The following is a 15,435-nucleotide window of genomic DNA, read 5'->3' on the forward strand; positions in this document are numbered from 1 at the left end:
CCCGCCGCCCGCGGCCACGGCGAATACCCGGCGGGCAGGGAACCGCGGGATTGATCGCCATGGCCGTCGGGGCCGCGCTGGCCTGCATCGGCTTCTCCACTCTGGGCACCGGCCCCGGACAGGTACCGGAACGGATGGACAGAGGCAGCCTCCCCGTTCACCCGGGACCCGGCCAAGCCACGACATCCGACGACCGGACGTCACCACCCCCGGTCCGCATCCGCATACCCGCCATCGGAATCGACCAGCCCCTGATCGGCCTGCGCGTCCAGCAGGACGGCCGCCTCGGGGTCCCCGACGAACCCGAGAACATAGGCTGGTGGAGCGACGGCCCCCGCCCCGGTGGCCCCGGCGCGACGGTCGTCGTCGGCCACGTCGACTCAGCCACCGGCCCCGGAGCCTTTCACGGACTCTCCACGCTCGATCCGGGCGACGAAGTCACCATGGTCCAGGACGACCGGTCCACCACCACCTTCACCGTCAGGGCGCTGCGCCAGTACGGGAAGGACGCCTTCCCCGACAGTCAGGTCTACGCGACCAGCGGACCGCCCGCCCTGCACCTGATCACCTGCTCGGGCACCTACGACCGCAGCCGCCGGGAGTACCGGGACAACCTCGTCGTCTACGCCACGCTCGACAACGCGAGCGCGGGGAAAAGATGAACGCGAGGTGCGACACCGGGGCCCTCTACTCGGGGACTCCCTTCTGGGCGCACATGGGCAAGGACGGGCGGTTGATCCCCCTTCGCCGCCTCGACCGCCTGCTCACGGGGAGGCCCGTCGCGGGGCGCCCAGGAGAGTAACGCCCCGCGACGGCCGTCCCCCACGGCCCTTCCACCGTGAGGAACGGGTGAGGCATCCATCCCCGATGGATGCCTCGGCGTGTGCGGTGTTTCCTCCGGACAGCCGCTCACATGGGGCATTCGCCACCGCCTGCCCGCCGGATTGGTCGACCCTCGCATCGCACCCGCACGGGTTACGGCGTGTCGTCGAACTGCCGTCGCCGCCCGGCGGACGGCGGTTCGACGAAGGGTCCGAGCCCCGGGCTCAAACTTTCTCGCCCCCAGACCAATCCGATGTCGCGGCAGCCCCGAATAGCAGACATGACGATCAAGGCGGCACCGGCACGGCGCGAGCATCACCCTCGGCGCGCTGCACGGTCGGCCGCGTTGACCATCGCGTCCGTGTCCCGACGCCTGACCTGACGTCAGCGCTCGCCACGCCCGCGCGATTCCGTAACCACGCCCCTGACTGAACACTCAGCGCGCCACCGACCGAGCACACAGGAGAATGTTGTGAACGCCTTCCGTTTCCGCCGCGCCGCCATCGCGGTCACCGCCGCCGCCGTCCTGCCCCTCACGCTCACCGCCTGCGGCGGGGACGACAACTCCTCCGACAAGGCCGCCGACAAGGCGAGCAGCTCCGCCCCCGCCGACGAGAAGTCGAGCCCGGCAGCCGACGACACCACCCCCATGGACGGCCCGTTCGGCCCGGCCTGCGCATCCGTCCCCCAGGACGGCGCGGGATCCTTCGACGGCATGGCCCAGGACCCGGTCGCCACCGCCGCCTCCAACAACCCGGCCCTGTCCACCCTGGTCACCGCGGTCAAGAAGGCCGGCCTCGTCGACACCCTCAACAACGCACAGAACATCACTGTGTTCGCGCCGACCAACGACGCCTTCGCCAAGATCCCCAAGGCCGACCTCGACAAGGTCCTGGCCGACAAGGAAATGCTCACCAGCATCCTCACCTACCACGTCGTGGGCGAGAAGCTCTCCCCCAAGCAGCTGGAAAGCGGAACCTACGACACTCTCCAGAAGTCCACCCTCGCCACCAAGGGCTCCGGCGAGAACTACACCGTCAACGACACTTCCAAGGTCGTCTGCGGCAACGTCCCCACCGCCAACGCCACCGTCTACATCGTCGACACCGTTCTGATGCCCAAGGCCTGACCGCTCCCGCACCCTGCGTCGAGCCCGGAGGGCTGACAGCAAGCGGACTTGAATGCTGGGCCTGGACCCACGAGCTCCCCCGCGCCGATGCGCGGGGGAGCGTCGTGGGTCCAGGCCCAGCTGCGTTCAGGGCCGCACGGTGCACAGGGCGAGGAGGCAGAGGTTGAATCCCTGGGTGTTGCTGGGGCCCGTGTGGCCGCCGGGTCCGGATCCGCCGACGGTGCACCGGGCCAGCAGGCAGAGATTCCCGCCCTGTATTCCCCGGTAGAAGGCGAGCGGGCCGGAGGAGGGTCCGCCTTCGCGCGCGGTATGTGCCTGGCGGGGTGCCACCTCGGAGGAGGGAGAGGCGGCGGCCGAGGCGGCGGGAGCGGACGCCAGCAGCACGGTGCCGACGAGGGCTCCGACGAGCTGCCACCGCAGAGCGGGAACGGGGATCTTCATCATGCTCTCCATTTCGAATTCCGGGTCATGGGAACGCAGTGCCCGAACGAACGTCCGGACATCACCTCTTCGGTGCGGAGCCCTCCACGGATGGGTGTCTGGCGTAAAGCCGCCTGCGATTGGCTGATACGCGCCAGCGAACTGCAAAAGGTCGGCCCGCTGACGTGTCGTGCGCCACATGAGCAATCCGAGACTGATGTGACTCCGAACGACTGGTGTGAAGGCCCCGTTGGGGCGACGTCAGCGCAACGGAGGCTGTCAAGGTGCACCGGTCCAAAGAAGCGGATGCTTCGCGATCGCGATGCGTACGCGCTCGACTCGAGCCGGCAGTCCCCGCGATCGGCCCCGACCCGTCCCGCTCCGCCCTGCCGCACATGCGCGCCCCGGCCCATGCCGTCGCAGGTCTCCCCCACCGAGGTGAATTCGCGTGACCGACCTACCGCACACCGGAACCCCGACGGGCACCCTGCGCCTGACCGCTGCTCAGCAGGGCGTCTGGTTCGCGCAGCGGCTCGACCCGGCGGATCCGGCGTACAACATCGCGGAGTACGCCGATATCCAGGGCCCTGTGGAACCGGACCTGCTGCGCCGCGCGGTCGGCCACACCGCGGCCGAGATGGAGGCTCTGCGCACCACCTTCGGTGAGCGGGACGGTGTTCCCTTCCAGCGCGTGCAGGAGAGTCCGTCCATATCCATGCCATGGGTGGACCTCTCCGGCGAGGTGGACCCGCACGCGGAGGCTCTGCGGCGGATGCGGCTGTGTCTGGCCGAGCCCGCGGACGTATCGGCGGGGCCGCTGGTCCGTGTCACCCTCTACCGGCTCTCTCCCTCGCGCCACCTCTTCCACCAGCAGGTGCACCACCTGGCGCTCGACGGCTACGCGGCGGTCCTGGCTCTCTCCCGTATCGCCGAGGTCTACACCGCTCTCGTTCTCGCCCCGGATGTCCTTCCCGAGCTGCGTCCCGCGGGTTCTCTCGCCGCGCTCGTCGAGGAGGAGGACACCTACCTCGCGTCCGAACAGGGCTCCCGGGACGAGAGGTTCTGGGCAGGGCACCTCGTGGGCACCCTCCCTCCCGAGACCCCCGCACCGTCCGGTACGAGGAGGAAGTACGGGACGGCGTCGGTGCGACGGGTTTACAGCCGGGCGGAGACGGCACGGCTGAAGGCCGCGGCCAAGCGGGCCGGAACCGGCTGGCCGACGTTCGTCATGGGGGCGCTGGCGCTGTGCCTGCACCGGGAGAAGGGGCTCGCTGAGGTCGTGCTCGGCCTGCCGGTCACCGGTCGGCGCACTCCCGCGGCACGGTCGACACCCGCCATGCTCAGCTCGATCCTGCCGATGCGACTCGCCGTCTCCCCCGCCGACAGGGTGGCCGATCTGGCGCGCCGGGCCTCCGCCGAAGCCCGTTCCGTACTTCGTCACCAGCGCCGGCCGGCCGAAGCACTCCGCCACCAGCTGGGGTTGACCGGGACGACGACGGCGCTGACCGGGCCCTCCGTCAATATCCTCGCCTTCGACGACGCCCTGCGGTTCGGCCCTCACCCGGCGACCCTGCACAACCTGTCGATCGGCCCGGTGGAGGACCTGGCTGTGGCCGTGCACGCCTCCTTCGGCGACGGTGGCATGCACGTCGATCTGCTGGGCAACGCCGCGCGCTACGGTCAGCAGGACCTCGTAGGGCCGCATGAGCGCCTGTGCCGGGTTCTCGACGCGTTCGTGGAGGACCCGGAGAGGACCGTCGGAGCGGTGAGCCCCGTCGCCGAGGACGAACAGCGGCGGGTGCTCGGCCTCGGTGCCGCTCAGCCGTCGGACAGTGATGCCCCGGTACCGTCCCCCCTGACCGAGCAGTTCGCCCGGCAGGCGCGAACCACCCCTCACCACACCGCCGTTGTCTGCGACGGCACGGCCCTCACCTTCGAAGAACTCGGCCACCGGGTGAACGGCCTGACGGCCCTGCTCGCCTCACGGGGCGCCCGGCCCGGCACCCGCGTCGCGGTGGGACTGCCACGCTCCACGGATCTGGTGGTGGCGATGCTCGCCGTGATGCGGACGGGGGCCGCCTATCTGCCGCTCGACCCCTCCTACCCGGCGGACCGGCTCGCCTTCATGATCGACGACTCCCGGCCCGTCGCCCTGGTGGCGACCGTGTCGTCGGCGGGCACCATCGACCCTCGGGGTACGGTCCCGCGCATCGACCCCTCGACGGCGCCGGCCGGCTACCCGGCCGGTGCCGTCGGGGAGCTGCCCGGACCCGAACCCCAGGATGCCGCGTACGTCATCTACACCTCGGGGTCCACCGGCCGCCCCAAGGGCGTGGTCGTCGAGCACCGTTCTCTGAGCAACCTCCTGGAGCACCACCGCCGGGAGGCCCACACCCTGGCCGAGGAAGCTCTGGGGCGACGGCTGCGGGTGGCGCTGTCCGCCGCGACCTCCTTCGACGCGGCCTGGGACCCGGTGCTCTGGATGGTCGCCGGACACGAGTTGCACATCATCGCGGACGACGTCCGCCGCGACCCCCAGGCGTTGGTGCGGTACCTCCTCGACCATCGCATCGACGCGATCGAAACGACCCCCACCTATCTGCGGCAGATGCTGGCGGCGGGGCTGCTCACCTCGGAGAGCCACCGGCCGCGTGTCATCGCCCTGGGCGGGGAAGCTGTCGACGACGGGCTGTGGGAGGAGCTGGCAGCCGATCCCGACCTGCTGGTGTTCAACTTCTACGGACCCACCGAGACCACCGTCAACGCCGTGACCGCCCGGATCACCGGTGCGTCCCCCGTGATCGGGCGCCCCGTCACCGGGGCCGGGGCCTATGTGCTCGACCCGTCCCTGCACCCGCTGCCCAGAGGGTCGGTGGGCGAGCTGTATCTGTCGGGCGAGGGCGTGGCGCGCGGATACGCGGGCCGTCCGGGGCTCACGGCGGAACGCTTCATGCCGGACCCCTTCGGCCTTCCGGGTGCCCGGATGTACCGCACCGGTGACCTTGCCCGGTGGGGCGAGGACGGTTCGCTGGAGTTCGTCGGACGCAGCGACCGGCAGATCAAGGTGCGCGGTGTGCGGGTCGAGACCGGGGAGATCGAGGCCGCGCTGCGTTCTCTCCCCGGTGTCCAGGACGCCGCTGTCGCCCTGACCACCGCGCAGGACGGTCCCGAGCGGCTGGCCGCGTTCCTGGTGGCCGGAGCGGGTGCGCCCGCCCACGCGGAGACGCGCGACGCGGTCGCGGCCCTGCTGCCCGGCCCGTTGGTGCCGACGGCCTGGGCGACGGTGGAGCGTCTGCCGCTCACCCCCAACGGCAAGCTCGATGTGGCGGCTCTGCCGCCGGCTCTGCCGGTCGCGTCCGACGGCGGTGCCCCGCGCACCGCCCTGGAGGCCCGGATGTGTGCGGTCTTCGCATCGTGCCTGGGGGTGGAGCGGGTCGGCCGGGGCGACGACTTCTTCGCGCTGGGCGGCCACTCGTTGCTGGCGATGCGGCTGATCGGCCGGATCCGCGGCGAGTTCGGCGCGGAGGTGCCGATCAGCACCCTGTTCTCCACACCCACACCTGCCGGCCTGGTCTCGACGCTGGGCGACGTCGCCCCGGCCCGGCGTTCGGTGACGGCCCTCGCCCCTCGCCCGCAACGGCTTCCCCTCTCCTTCGGGCAGCAGCGGCTGTGGCTTCTGGAGACGCTGGGCGACGCGGGTACCTCCTACCATCTGCCGGTGGCGCTGCGCCTGCGCGGGGCCCTGGACCGCGACGCTCTTGAACTGGCCCTCCACGACGTCGTGGGGCGGCACGAGGCGCTGCGCACGATCGTGGCGGAGACCCCGGAGGGCCCGTGCCAGAAGATTCTGCCGCCCGCGCGGCTCCCGCATCCGCTTCTGCGGGTCATGGCCGCCGGTGAGCCGCTGGGGCCGGACGGCGCCCGCTTCGACCTGGAGCACGAGATCCCGTTGCGCGCCCGGTTGTTCCCCGTGGGCGCCGAGGAGCACGTCCTGATCGTGACGTTGCACCACATCGCCGCCGACGGATGGTCGATGGGGCCGCTCGTACGGGACCTGTCCACCGCCTACGGCGCGCGCCGCTCGGGGCGGGCACCCGGGTGGGACGAACTGCCCGTGCAGTACGCCGATTTCGCGCTGTGGCAGCGTGACCTGCTCGGAGATCCCGACGCGCCGGACAGTCTCGCGCGCCGCCAGCTCTCCTCCTGGGCGGACGCTCTGGCCGGGCTGCCGGAGGAGTCGTCATTCCCGATGGACCGGCCGCGCCCGGCCCGCTCCTCCGGACGGGGCGGGAGCGTCCCCGTGCGCATCGGGGCGCAGGACCACCGGACGCTGGCCGGACTGGCCGGGGACCACGGCGCGAGCTCCTTCATGGTGCTGCACGCGGCGCTGGCCGCCCTGATGTCGCGCCTGGGCACGGGCGAGGACATCGCCGTCGGCACCCCGGTGGCAGGCCGTACCGACGACGCGCTCACCGAACTGGTCGGCTTCTTCGTCAACACGCTGGTCCTGCGGGCCGACACCTCCGGCTCCCCGGCGTTCCGTACGCTCGTGGAGCGGGTCGCCCGTACCGACGTGGCCGCCTACGCGCACCAGGACATCCCCTTCGAGCGGGTGGTCGAGGAGCTCGCGCCGCCGCGGTCGCTCGCACGCCATCCGCTGTTCCAGGTGATGCTGAGCCTCAACAACACCCCCGCGCCCCGCCCGCATCTCGACGGCCTCACGGTCGGCCACGAGAGGTCCGTGGGGCGGTCGGGCTCCAAGTTCGACCTCAGCTGGGACCTGTCCGAGCACCACGACGGCCAAGGCCGCCCGGACGGGATCACCGGTGAGCTGGAGTACGACGAGGACCTCTTCGACCGTACGACGGCGGATCGGTTCGCCGAGCACTTCACCCGGCTCCTGAGCGCCCTGCTCTCCGAGCCGGACCGTCCGATGACTGACGTCGGCTTCCTGACCCCGTCGCAGCGCGCGGGGGCACTGGACGAGCTGCCGCGCACCGCGCGGAAACCGCTCGGCGCGATACCGACGGCCTCCGACGACGACGGGACGGTGCTGGACGTCCTGGCGACCCGCGCGGCCGTCCAGCCGGACCGCACCGCGGTCGTGGCCGGCGACAAGCGCCTCACCTTCGGTGAACTGCGCCTGCTCTCCGACCGGCTGGCCTGCTCGCTCAGGGACCGGGGGATCGGGGCCGGTGACCGGGTGGCGGTGGCACTGCCCCGCACCTCGCTCGCCGTCGTGGCGGTGCTGGGCATCCTGCGAGCCGGAGCGGTGTACGTCCCGCTCGACCCGGCGCAGCCCGCGGCCCGCACCTCGTTGATCCTCGACACCGCCGCCCCACGCTTGGTGCTGGCCACCTCCGCCACCCGGGCGGCTCTCCCGGACACGGCCGACGTCCTCCTTCTCGACGAGGCCGCCGAGCAGGAGAACACCGTTGCGGCGACCATGCCGGTGCCGCCCCGCGGCCGTGACGCCGCGTATGTGCTGTACACCTCCGGATCCACCGGGCTGCCCAAGGGCGTCGTCATCGAGCACCGGTCCCTGGCCAGGCTGCTCGCTCACCACCGCGACCGTCTGATGGGCCCCGCCGAGGCGGAGAACAACGGGCTCCCGCTACGGGTGGCGCACACGGCCGCGATGACGTTCGACGCCTCCCTCGACCCACTGCTGTGGATGATCGCGGGCCATGAACTGCACCTCGTGGACGACATGACGCGCCGGGACCCCGAGGCCCTCACGGCCCTGCTCCACGACCGGGCGATCGATGTCGTGGAGACCACCCCCTCGTTCGTCGAACAGCTGCGCTCCTGCGGCCTGTTCGCACCCGGCCGGCCTCGACCACGCGTGCTGGCACTGGGCGGAGAGGCCGTGCCCGCACCGCTGTGGCGGGAACTGGCCGCCCTTTCCGGCGTGGCGGTGTGGAACCTGTACGGCCCCACGGAGACCACCGTGGACAGCGTGATGGGCCGTGTCCTGCCCGGCGTGCGACCCCACCTCGGGCATCCGGTGACCGGCACCCGCGCCCGGGTCCTGGACCGACGGCTGGAGCCGGTCGCCCCCGGGGTGACGGGAGAGCTGTATCTGTCGGGCCCGGGCGTCGCCCGGGGCTACGACAACCGCTCCGGCGCGACGGCGGAGCGCTTCGTGCCCGATCCCTACGGAGCGCCGGGCTCACGGATGTACCGCACCGGCGACCTCGCTCGCCGGGTCGAAGGGCGTCTTGAGTACCTGGGCCGCGGCGACGGGCAGATCAAGATCCGCGGTTTCCGGGTCGAGACCGGCGAGGTCGCATCCGCCCTGGATGCCCACGGTGACATCGCGCAGTCGGCGGTCGCGGTCCGCACCGACTCGGGCTCGGGCTCGGGGGAAGCGCAGTTGGTCGCCTGGGTCGTGCCCTCCGTTCATCGTGACCTGTCCTCCCGGGAGTTGCGGGCCTTCGTCGCGCAGCGGCTGCCGGCCCACATGGTGCCTTCGCTGATCGTGCCGGTCGCCGCCCTCCCGCTGACCCCGCACGGGAAGGTGGACTTCGCGGCGCTTCCGCTGACCACCGTCGCGGAGGGTACGGATGTGGAGAGGAAGAAGCGTGCCCCGCGGTCCGCCCCGGAGGAGATCCTCTGCGCCCTGTTCGCGGAGAGCCTGGAGCACGAACAGGTCGCCCCCGATGACGACTTCTTCGAGCTGGGGGGACACTCGCTCCTGGCGACTCGGCTGATCGGCCGGATCCGCTCCGCGTTCGGCGTCGAACTCCCGGTACGGGCCCTGTTCGAGTCCACGACCCCCGCCTCGCTCGCCGAGCGGCTGGAGGGAGCGGGCGCGGCGCGGCCCGCACTGCGGCGGGCGCCCCACACCGAACGGCCACCGCTGTCCACCGCCCAGGAGCGCCTGTGGTTCCTGCACCAACTGGACCCCGAAACGGCGGCCTACCACATGGCGTTCGCGGTCCGCCTGGACGGCAGCCTGGACCGGCACGCCCTGCGGCGTGCGCTGGGTGATGTGCTGACCCGGCACGAGGTCCTGCGCACGGTGGTCGAGCCCGGCGATGGCAGCCCCCGTCAGCATGTGCTCGCGCCCGGTGACGCACTGCCGGAACTTCCCGTCATGGCGGTCGAGAGGACACACCTGGGCGAGGCACTGCGCGAGTCGGCGGCCAAGCCCTTCGACCTCACGCACGACGTCCCCCTGCGACCGGTTCTGTTCCGGAGCGGTGAGGACCGGCACACCCTGCTGGTCACCGTCCATCACATCGCGGCGGACGGATGGTCCATGGGCCCTCTGGCCCAGGACCTGGCCGGCGCCTACGCGGCGCGGTCCGCCGGGCGGGCGCCGAGCTGGGCACCCCTGCCGGTCCAGTACGCGGACTACACCCTCTGGCAGCGCGACCTGCTCGGCAGTTTCGATGATCCCGTCTCGGCGGCATCGGCCCAGCTCGCCTTCTGGAAGGACGCTCTGGCCGGTGCCCCGGAGGAGACCGCCCTGCCCACCGACCGCCCCCGGCCCGCCTCGCCGGGCGGTCGCGGGGGCACGGTCCCGGTACGCGTACCGGAGGAGACCCTGGCGAAGGTTGCGCAACTGGCCAGGTCGACGGCCAGCAGCACCTTCATGGTGCTGCACGCCGCGCTGGCGGCGCTGCTGCACAGGATGGGCGCCGACAGCGACGTCACCATCGGCACCCCGGTGGCCGGGCGGACCGACGAGGCACTCGACCCTCTGGTCGGCTTCTTCGTCAACACCCTCGCCCTGCGGACGGACCTCGGCGGCGACCAGGACTTCACCGAGCTGCTCGCCCGGGTACGGGAGACGGACCTGGCCGCCTACGCCCACCAGGAGCTGCCCTTCGAACGGCTGGTGGAGGCCGTACGGCCGACGCGCTCGCTCTCCCGCCACCCGCTCTTCCAGGTCATGCTGACCCTCAACAACCACCGGCCGCCCCGGCTGGACCTGCCCGGTCTGGAGGCCCGGCTGGAAGGAGTCGACACCGGAGGCGCGAAGTTCGATCTCTCCTTCTCCTTCACCGAGCGGACGTCGGCCGGGAGCGGCGGGGCCCACCTCGACGGAACGCTGGAGTTCAGCCAGGACCTGTTCGACTCCGAGACCGCCGTACGGATCGCCGACCGGTTCAGCCTCCTCCTCGCGCACGCGGTGGAGGACCCCACCACGATCGTGGGCGACCTGCCGCTGACCGGCACCGAAGAACAGCGGCGGCTGCTGGACCTGGGCGGTGGCGCCAGTGCGCTCCGCCACGACGCCGCGCCTCCCACGACGGTGCTGGACCGGTTCGCGGCAACGGTGGCCGCGGCGCGCAGCGGTGACATCGCGGTGACCGCCCCGGACGGCAGCCTCTCCTTCACGGAGCTGGACGCCCGTTCCGACCGGATCGCCGCGCTGGTCGCCCGGGCCGGTGCGGGCGCCGGAGACCGGGTGGCCGTGCTGCTGCCGCGCAGCACCGACTCGATCGCCGCCCTCCTCGCCGTGCTCAAGATCGGGGCCGTCCACGTCCCGGTGGACGACTCCCTCCCACAGGGCCGGATCGACGCGGTGCTGACCGACGCCCGCCCGCACACCGTGCTCACGGCAGACGCCACCCACACCCGGGCGACAGCCCGATGGCAGCGTCTGAACCTGGACTCCCCGGACTCAGCCACCGCGCCCGCACCCCTGCGGGAGCGGGTCCGGCCGGGACCCGCCGAGCCCGCCTATCTCCTGCACACCTCGGGCTCGACCGGCCGCCCCAAGGGAGTCCTGGTCGGCCACGGCTCCCTTGCCCGGCTGCTGGAACACCACCGGCGCCATCTCTTCGGGCCCTCGGTACGGGCGACCGGAAAAACCCGGCTCGACGTCGCGCTGACGGCCGCCCTGTCCTTCGACGCCGCGTGGGACCCGGTGCTCTGGATGCTCGACGGCCACCGGCTCCACGTCCTGGACGACCTGACCCGGCGCGACCCGGAGGCCCTCGTCGAGGCGGTCCGCGCCCGGGGCCTCGACGTGCTGGAATCCACGCCCACGCATGTCCGGCAGTTGCTGAACGCCGGACTGTTCGCCGGGGCCGGCCGGGCCCCGTCCGTGATCGTCCTGGGCGGCGAAGCCGTCCCGGCCGACCTCTGGGACGATCTGCGGGCCCGATCGGGCCTCACAGCCTGGAACTTCTACGGACCCACCGAGGCGACGGTGGACGCCCTCACCGCCGAGCTCCGGGCGACCGGGCGGCCGGTGCTCGGCGCCCCGGTCGAGGGGACGGTCGTACGGCTCCTGGACGGTCGGCTGCGGCCGGTCCCGGCCGGGGTGACCGGCGACCTCTACCTGGCCGGGGACAGCCTGGCCCTCGGCTACCACGGACAGCCCGCGGGCACTGCGGACCGTTTCGTGCCCGACCCCTACGGGCCCGCGGGAACGCGGATGTACCGCACCGGAGACCGGGCCGTACGGACGCCCGACGACGCCCTGGAGTTCGCCGGGCGCGCCGACAACCAGGTCAAGGTGCGCGGGTTCCGGGTGGAGCCGGAGGGGATCGCCGCCGTACTGGCGGAGCACACCGACGTCGCCCAGGCGGCGGTGGTGGCGCACGGTGAGGGTCCCGGAGGATCCCGTCTGGCCGCGTACGTGGTGCTCGCCGCACAACCCGTCGTCCCGCCCGGGAGCGCTGCCGCCGGCCGCGCCGCGCCCACCGGCCCCGCGCGGTCCGACTCCGAACGGCTCGACGGGGTGCGGGAGCACACGGCGGCCCGGTTGCCCGGGTACATGGTGCCCTCCGGCTGGATCGCGGTGGACAGCATCCCCCTGACGCCGAACGGAAAGCTGGACCGGAAGGCCCTGCCCGACCTCGCACCGCAAGCGGGGTCCGCGGGCACGGGGCGCAGCCCCCGTAACCCCCGGGAGGACGTGCTGTGCACGCTGTTCGCCGAGGTGCTGGAGCGCGAGCAGGTCCTCATCGACGACGACTTCTTCGCCCTCGGCGGTCACTCCCTGCTGGCGGCGGGCCTGATCCGACGCATCCGTGACGCCCTGGGGGTGGACGTCAGCATCCGCAGTCTGTTCGAGGCGCCCACGGTAGCCGCACTCGCGGAACGGATCGGCGCCGGCGTCCAGGACAACCCACTGGCGACGCTGCTGCCCCTGCGGACCAGGGGCGGCCTGCCCCCGCTGTTCTGCGTCCACCCGGCCGGCGGCCTGGCCTGGTCGTACGCGGGGCTGCTCCCCCACCTCGGCAACGACCGGCCTGTCTACGGGCTCCAGACCCCGAACCTGGACGGCACCGAGCCCTTCCCCGACAGCATCGAGGCGATGGCCGCCGTGTACGTGGCGGAGCTGCGGGCCGTCCAGCCGCACGGCCCGTACCACCTGTTCGGCTGGTCCTTCGGCGGCAACGTCGTCCAGGAGGTAGCCGTCCAACTCCAGGAGGCGGGCGAGGAGGTGGCGCTGCTGACGATCCTGGACGCCTTCCCGCTCGCCCCGCTGGACGACCTGGACAGCGCGAGCCGGGACACCGTCTTCCGCGCCCTGCTCGCCAACATGGGAGTCGGCCAGGAGGCCCTGGACGGGGACGGACCGGTGGAAGCCGCGGCCGTACGGGACCAGTTCCTCGCCGGCGGCAGTCCGCTCGGGTCGCTGGAACCGGCCACGATCGACGCGATGGTGGACAACTTCGCGGGTCAGGCACGCCTGATGCGGAAGTACACCCCCCGTGTGTTCCACGGACCCGCGCTGTTCTTCACCGCCACCGAGGGCCGCCCCCGGGACACCTTCGGCCTGTCCCTGTGGGGCCCGTACATCGACGGACCCATCGAGAACCACGACGTGGCGTGCGCGCACGCCCAGATGATGCAGCCCGCCGCGCGGGAACAGATCGGCACCACCGTCTCGGCCGTGCTCGACGCCGGCCACCGCACCGAACAAGGAGACCCGTCATGACGAATCCCTTCGACGACCCGCAGACCCGGCACCGCGTCCTGGTCAACGACGAGGGACAGCACGCCCTGTGGCCTTCGTTCGCGACGGTGCCCGCCGGCTGGGACGAGGTGTTCGGCCCGGCGGAGCACGCGGCCTGCCTGGAGTACGTGGAGGTCAACTGGACCGACATCACCCCCAGGAGCGCCCGCGTAAAGGTGGCATGACCTGCCTCTCCTGCCCCCTCTCCCCGGTCACGCCGGACCCACGCGCCCGCCCCACCCCACGCACCACGAGAGGCACCCATGACCGCCCCGCCGACCCACCCGGCGATACGCGCCGAAGGGCTCACCAAACGATTCGGGAAGAAGCAGGCCCTGGCCGGTGTGGACCTCGAAGCGGCCCCCGGCACCGTGCTGGGGGTACTCGGCCCGAACGGCGCGGGAAAGACCACCACGGTGCGGGTGCTGTCGACGCTGTTGCGACCGGACAGCGGCCGGGCCTGGATGGCCGGCCACGACGTCCTCGCCGACCCGGAGGCCGTACGCCGCGACCTCGGGCTTTCCGGCCAGTACGCCGCGGTCGACGAGAAGCTGACCGGCCGGGAGAACCTGTACCTCGTCGCCCGGCTCTACGGGTTCGGCCGTCATGCCGCCCGCCGCAGGGCGGGGCAACTGCTGAGCAGCTTCGATCTGGAGGACGCCGCGGACCTGCCGAGCGGAACGTACTCCGGAGGCATGCGCAGACGGCTCGACCTGGCCGGCGCGCTGGTCGCGCGGCCGGCCGTGGTGGTCCTGGACGAGCCCACGACCGGCCTCGACCCCCGGGGCCGGGCCGACACCTGGCAGGCCGTCAGGGATCTGGTCTCCGAGGGAACGACGGTCCTGCTCACCACTCAGTATCTGGAGGAGGCGGACCAGTTGGCCGACGCCATCGTCGTTATCGAGGGCGGACACGTGGTCGCCCGCGGCTCGGCCGCCGAACTCAAGGCGCGGGTCGGCGGCGAGCGGCTCTCGCTGACCGTCGCCGAAGCGCGACACCGGGTCACCGCGGCCGAGATCCTGGCCACGCTCGGAGAGCACCTCCCCGACCTCGACCCGCGCACCGGCCGTCTGACCGTCGCCACCGATCACGGCGCGCAGAGCCTGGAGTACGCCCTGGGCTGCCTGCGGCTGGCCGGCATCGCCGTCCGGGACGTGGAGCTGGCACCGCCGACCCTGGACGACGTGTTCCTCTCCCTCACCGGCCGCCCCCTGGAGCCGGGCAGACCTCCGGTCTCTCCGACGGCCTCGACGGGCATCACGGCGACCGGAGGCGATGGCCGGTGACCGCGGTTCAACGACTGGGCCGCGACTCCTCCATCGTGGCCTGGCGCAATCTGCTGAACCTTCGCCGGACACCGGGATCGGTCATCGCGGCCCTGGTCCAGCCGGTGATGTTCGTCCTCCTGCTCGCCTACGTCTTCGGCGGAAGCCTCGGCGGGGCCGAATACCGCACGTTCCTGATGGGCGGCATCTTCGCCCAAGCCGTCACCTTCAACGCGGCGTTCACCGCCCTGGGCCTGGCCAACGACATGGACAAGGGCATCGTCGACCGTTTCCGCTCCCTGCCGATGCCGGCCATGGCGGTGCTCCTGGGCCGGACCCTGTCGGACCTCACGATGAGCACGGTGACCCTGGTCGTCACCTCGCTGTGCGGGCTGCTGGTGGGCTGGCGGATCTCCGCGTCGCCGGGCGACGCGCTCCTGGCCTACCTCCTGATTCTTCTCTTCGCCTTCGCGATGTCCTGGGTGGGAGCGGCGATCGGGCTGATGGCCCGCAGCGTCGAGGTCGCGCAGAGCGCCGGGCTGATCTGGCTCTTCCCGGTCACGTTCGTCTCCTCGGCGTTCGTCTCCACGCACACCATGCCCGGCCCGCTGCGGACGATCGCGGAATGGAACCCGGTCTCCGCAACGGCCACCGCCGTCCGGCAGCTCTTCGGCAACCCGCCGCCGGCCGGCCTTCCGACGAGCGACACCTGGCCGGTCGTGCACGCGCTCCCCTACGCCGTGGTCTGCGCCTGCCTGATCACGGGCGCGTTCATGCTGCTCGCGCTCAGGAGGTTCCGGCGCATCACCCTCGGCTAAGGGCTCCATTACGGCGGCCCTGGGCGAGCGCTCACTCGTGCGGACGCGGCTGGATGG

The 15,435-nt window shown here is 72.2% G+C and carries 7 protein-coding genes; 6 read left to right on the forward strand and 1 reads right to left on the reverse strand.

The window, feature by feature from the left end; translation table 11 throughout:
- Window positions 1-59 precede the first annotated feature (59 nt).
- Window positions 60-662: a class F sortase gene (locus ACIQRW_RS06110; RefSeq protein WP_403755349.1), complete on the forward strand. Its 603-nt coding sequence runs from the start codon at window positions 60-62 to the stop codon at window positions 660-662.
- A gap of 632 nt (window positions 663-1,294) precedes the next feature.
- Complete coding sequence (locus ACIQRW_RS06115) at window positions 1,295-1,951, forward strand: fasciclin domain-containing protein (protein WP_403755068.1); 657 nt, start codon at window positions 1,295-1,297, stop codon at window positions 1,949-1,951.
- A gap of 126 nt (window positions 1,952-2,077) precedes the next feature.
- On the opposite strand, the gene ACIQRW_RS06120 is transcribed toward ACIQRW_RS06115, so the two are convergent.
- Complete coding sequence (locus ACIQRW_RS06120; protein WP_403755352.1) at window positions 2,078-2,392, reverse strand: hypothetical protein; 315 nt, start codon at window positions 2,390-2,392, stop codon at window positions 2,078-2,080.
- 427 nt (window positions 2,393-2,819) lie between these two features.
- Between ACIQRW_RS06120 and ACIQRW_RS06125 the strand changes: the two genes are divergently transcribed.
- From ACIQRW_RS06125 to ACIQRW_RS06140, 4 genes are all read left to right on the forward strand, one after another.
- Window positions 2,820-13,277 (forward strand): amino acid adenylation domain-containing protein, encoded by a 10,458-nt coding sequence (locus ACIQRW_RS06125; RefSeq protein WP_403755071.1) that lies wholly within the window; start codon window positions 2,820-2,822, stop codon window positions 13,275-13,277.
- Complete coding sequence (locus tag ACIQRW_RS06130; protein WP_403755074.1) at window positions 13,274-13,480, forward strand: MbtH family protein; 207 nt, start codon at window positions 13,274-13,276, stop codon at window positions 13,478-13,480. The genes ACIQRW_RS06125 and ACIQRW_RS06130 overlap by 4 nt, the downstream gene beginning before the upstream one ends.
- A gap of 78 nt (window positions 13,481-13,558) precedes the next feature.
- Window positions 13,559-14,581, forward strand: coding sequence for an ATP-binding cassette domain-containing protein (locus ACIQRW_RS06135; protein WP_403755077.1), 1,023 nt, complete (start codon window positions 13,559-13,561; stop codon window positions 14,579-14,581).
- Window positions 14,578-15,378 (forward strand): ABC transporter permease, encoded by an 801-nt coding sequence (locus ACIQRW_RS06140; RefSeq protein WP_403755080.1) that lies wholly within the window; start codon window positions 14,578-14,580, stop codon window positions 15,376-15,378. Before ACIQRW_RS06135 ends, ACIQRW_RS06140 begins: the two co-directional genes overlap by 4 nt.
- Window positions 15,379-15,435 lie beyond the last annotated feature (57 nt).

This window comes from Streptomyces sp. NPDC091287 (assembly GCF_044768525.1).
Lineage (GTDB): Bacteria > Actinomycetota > Actinomycetes > Streptomycetales > Streptomycetaceae > Streptomyces.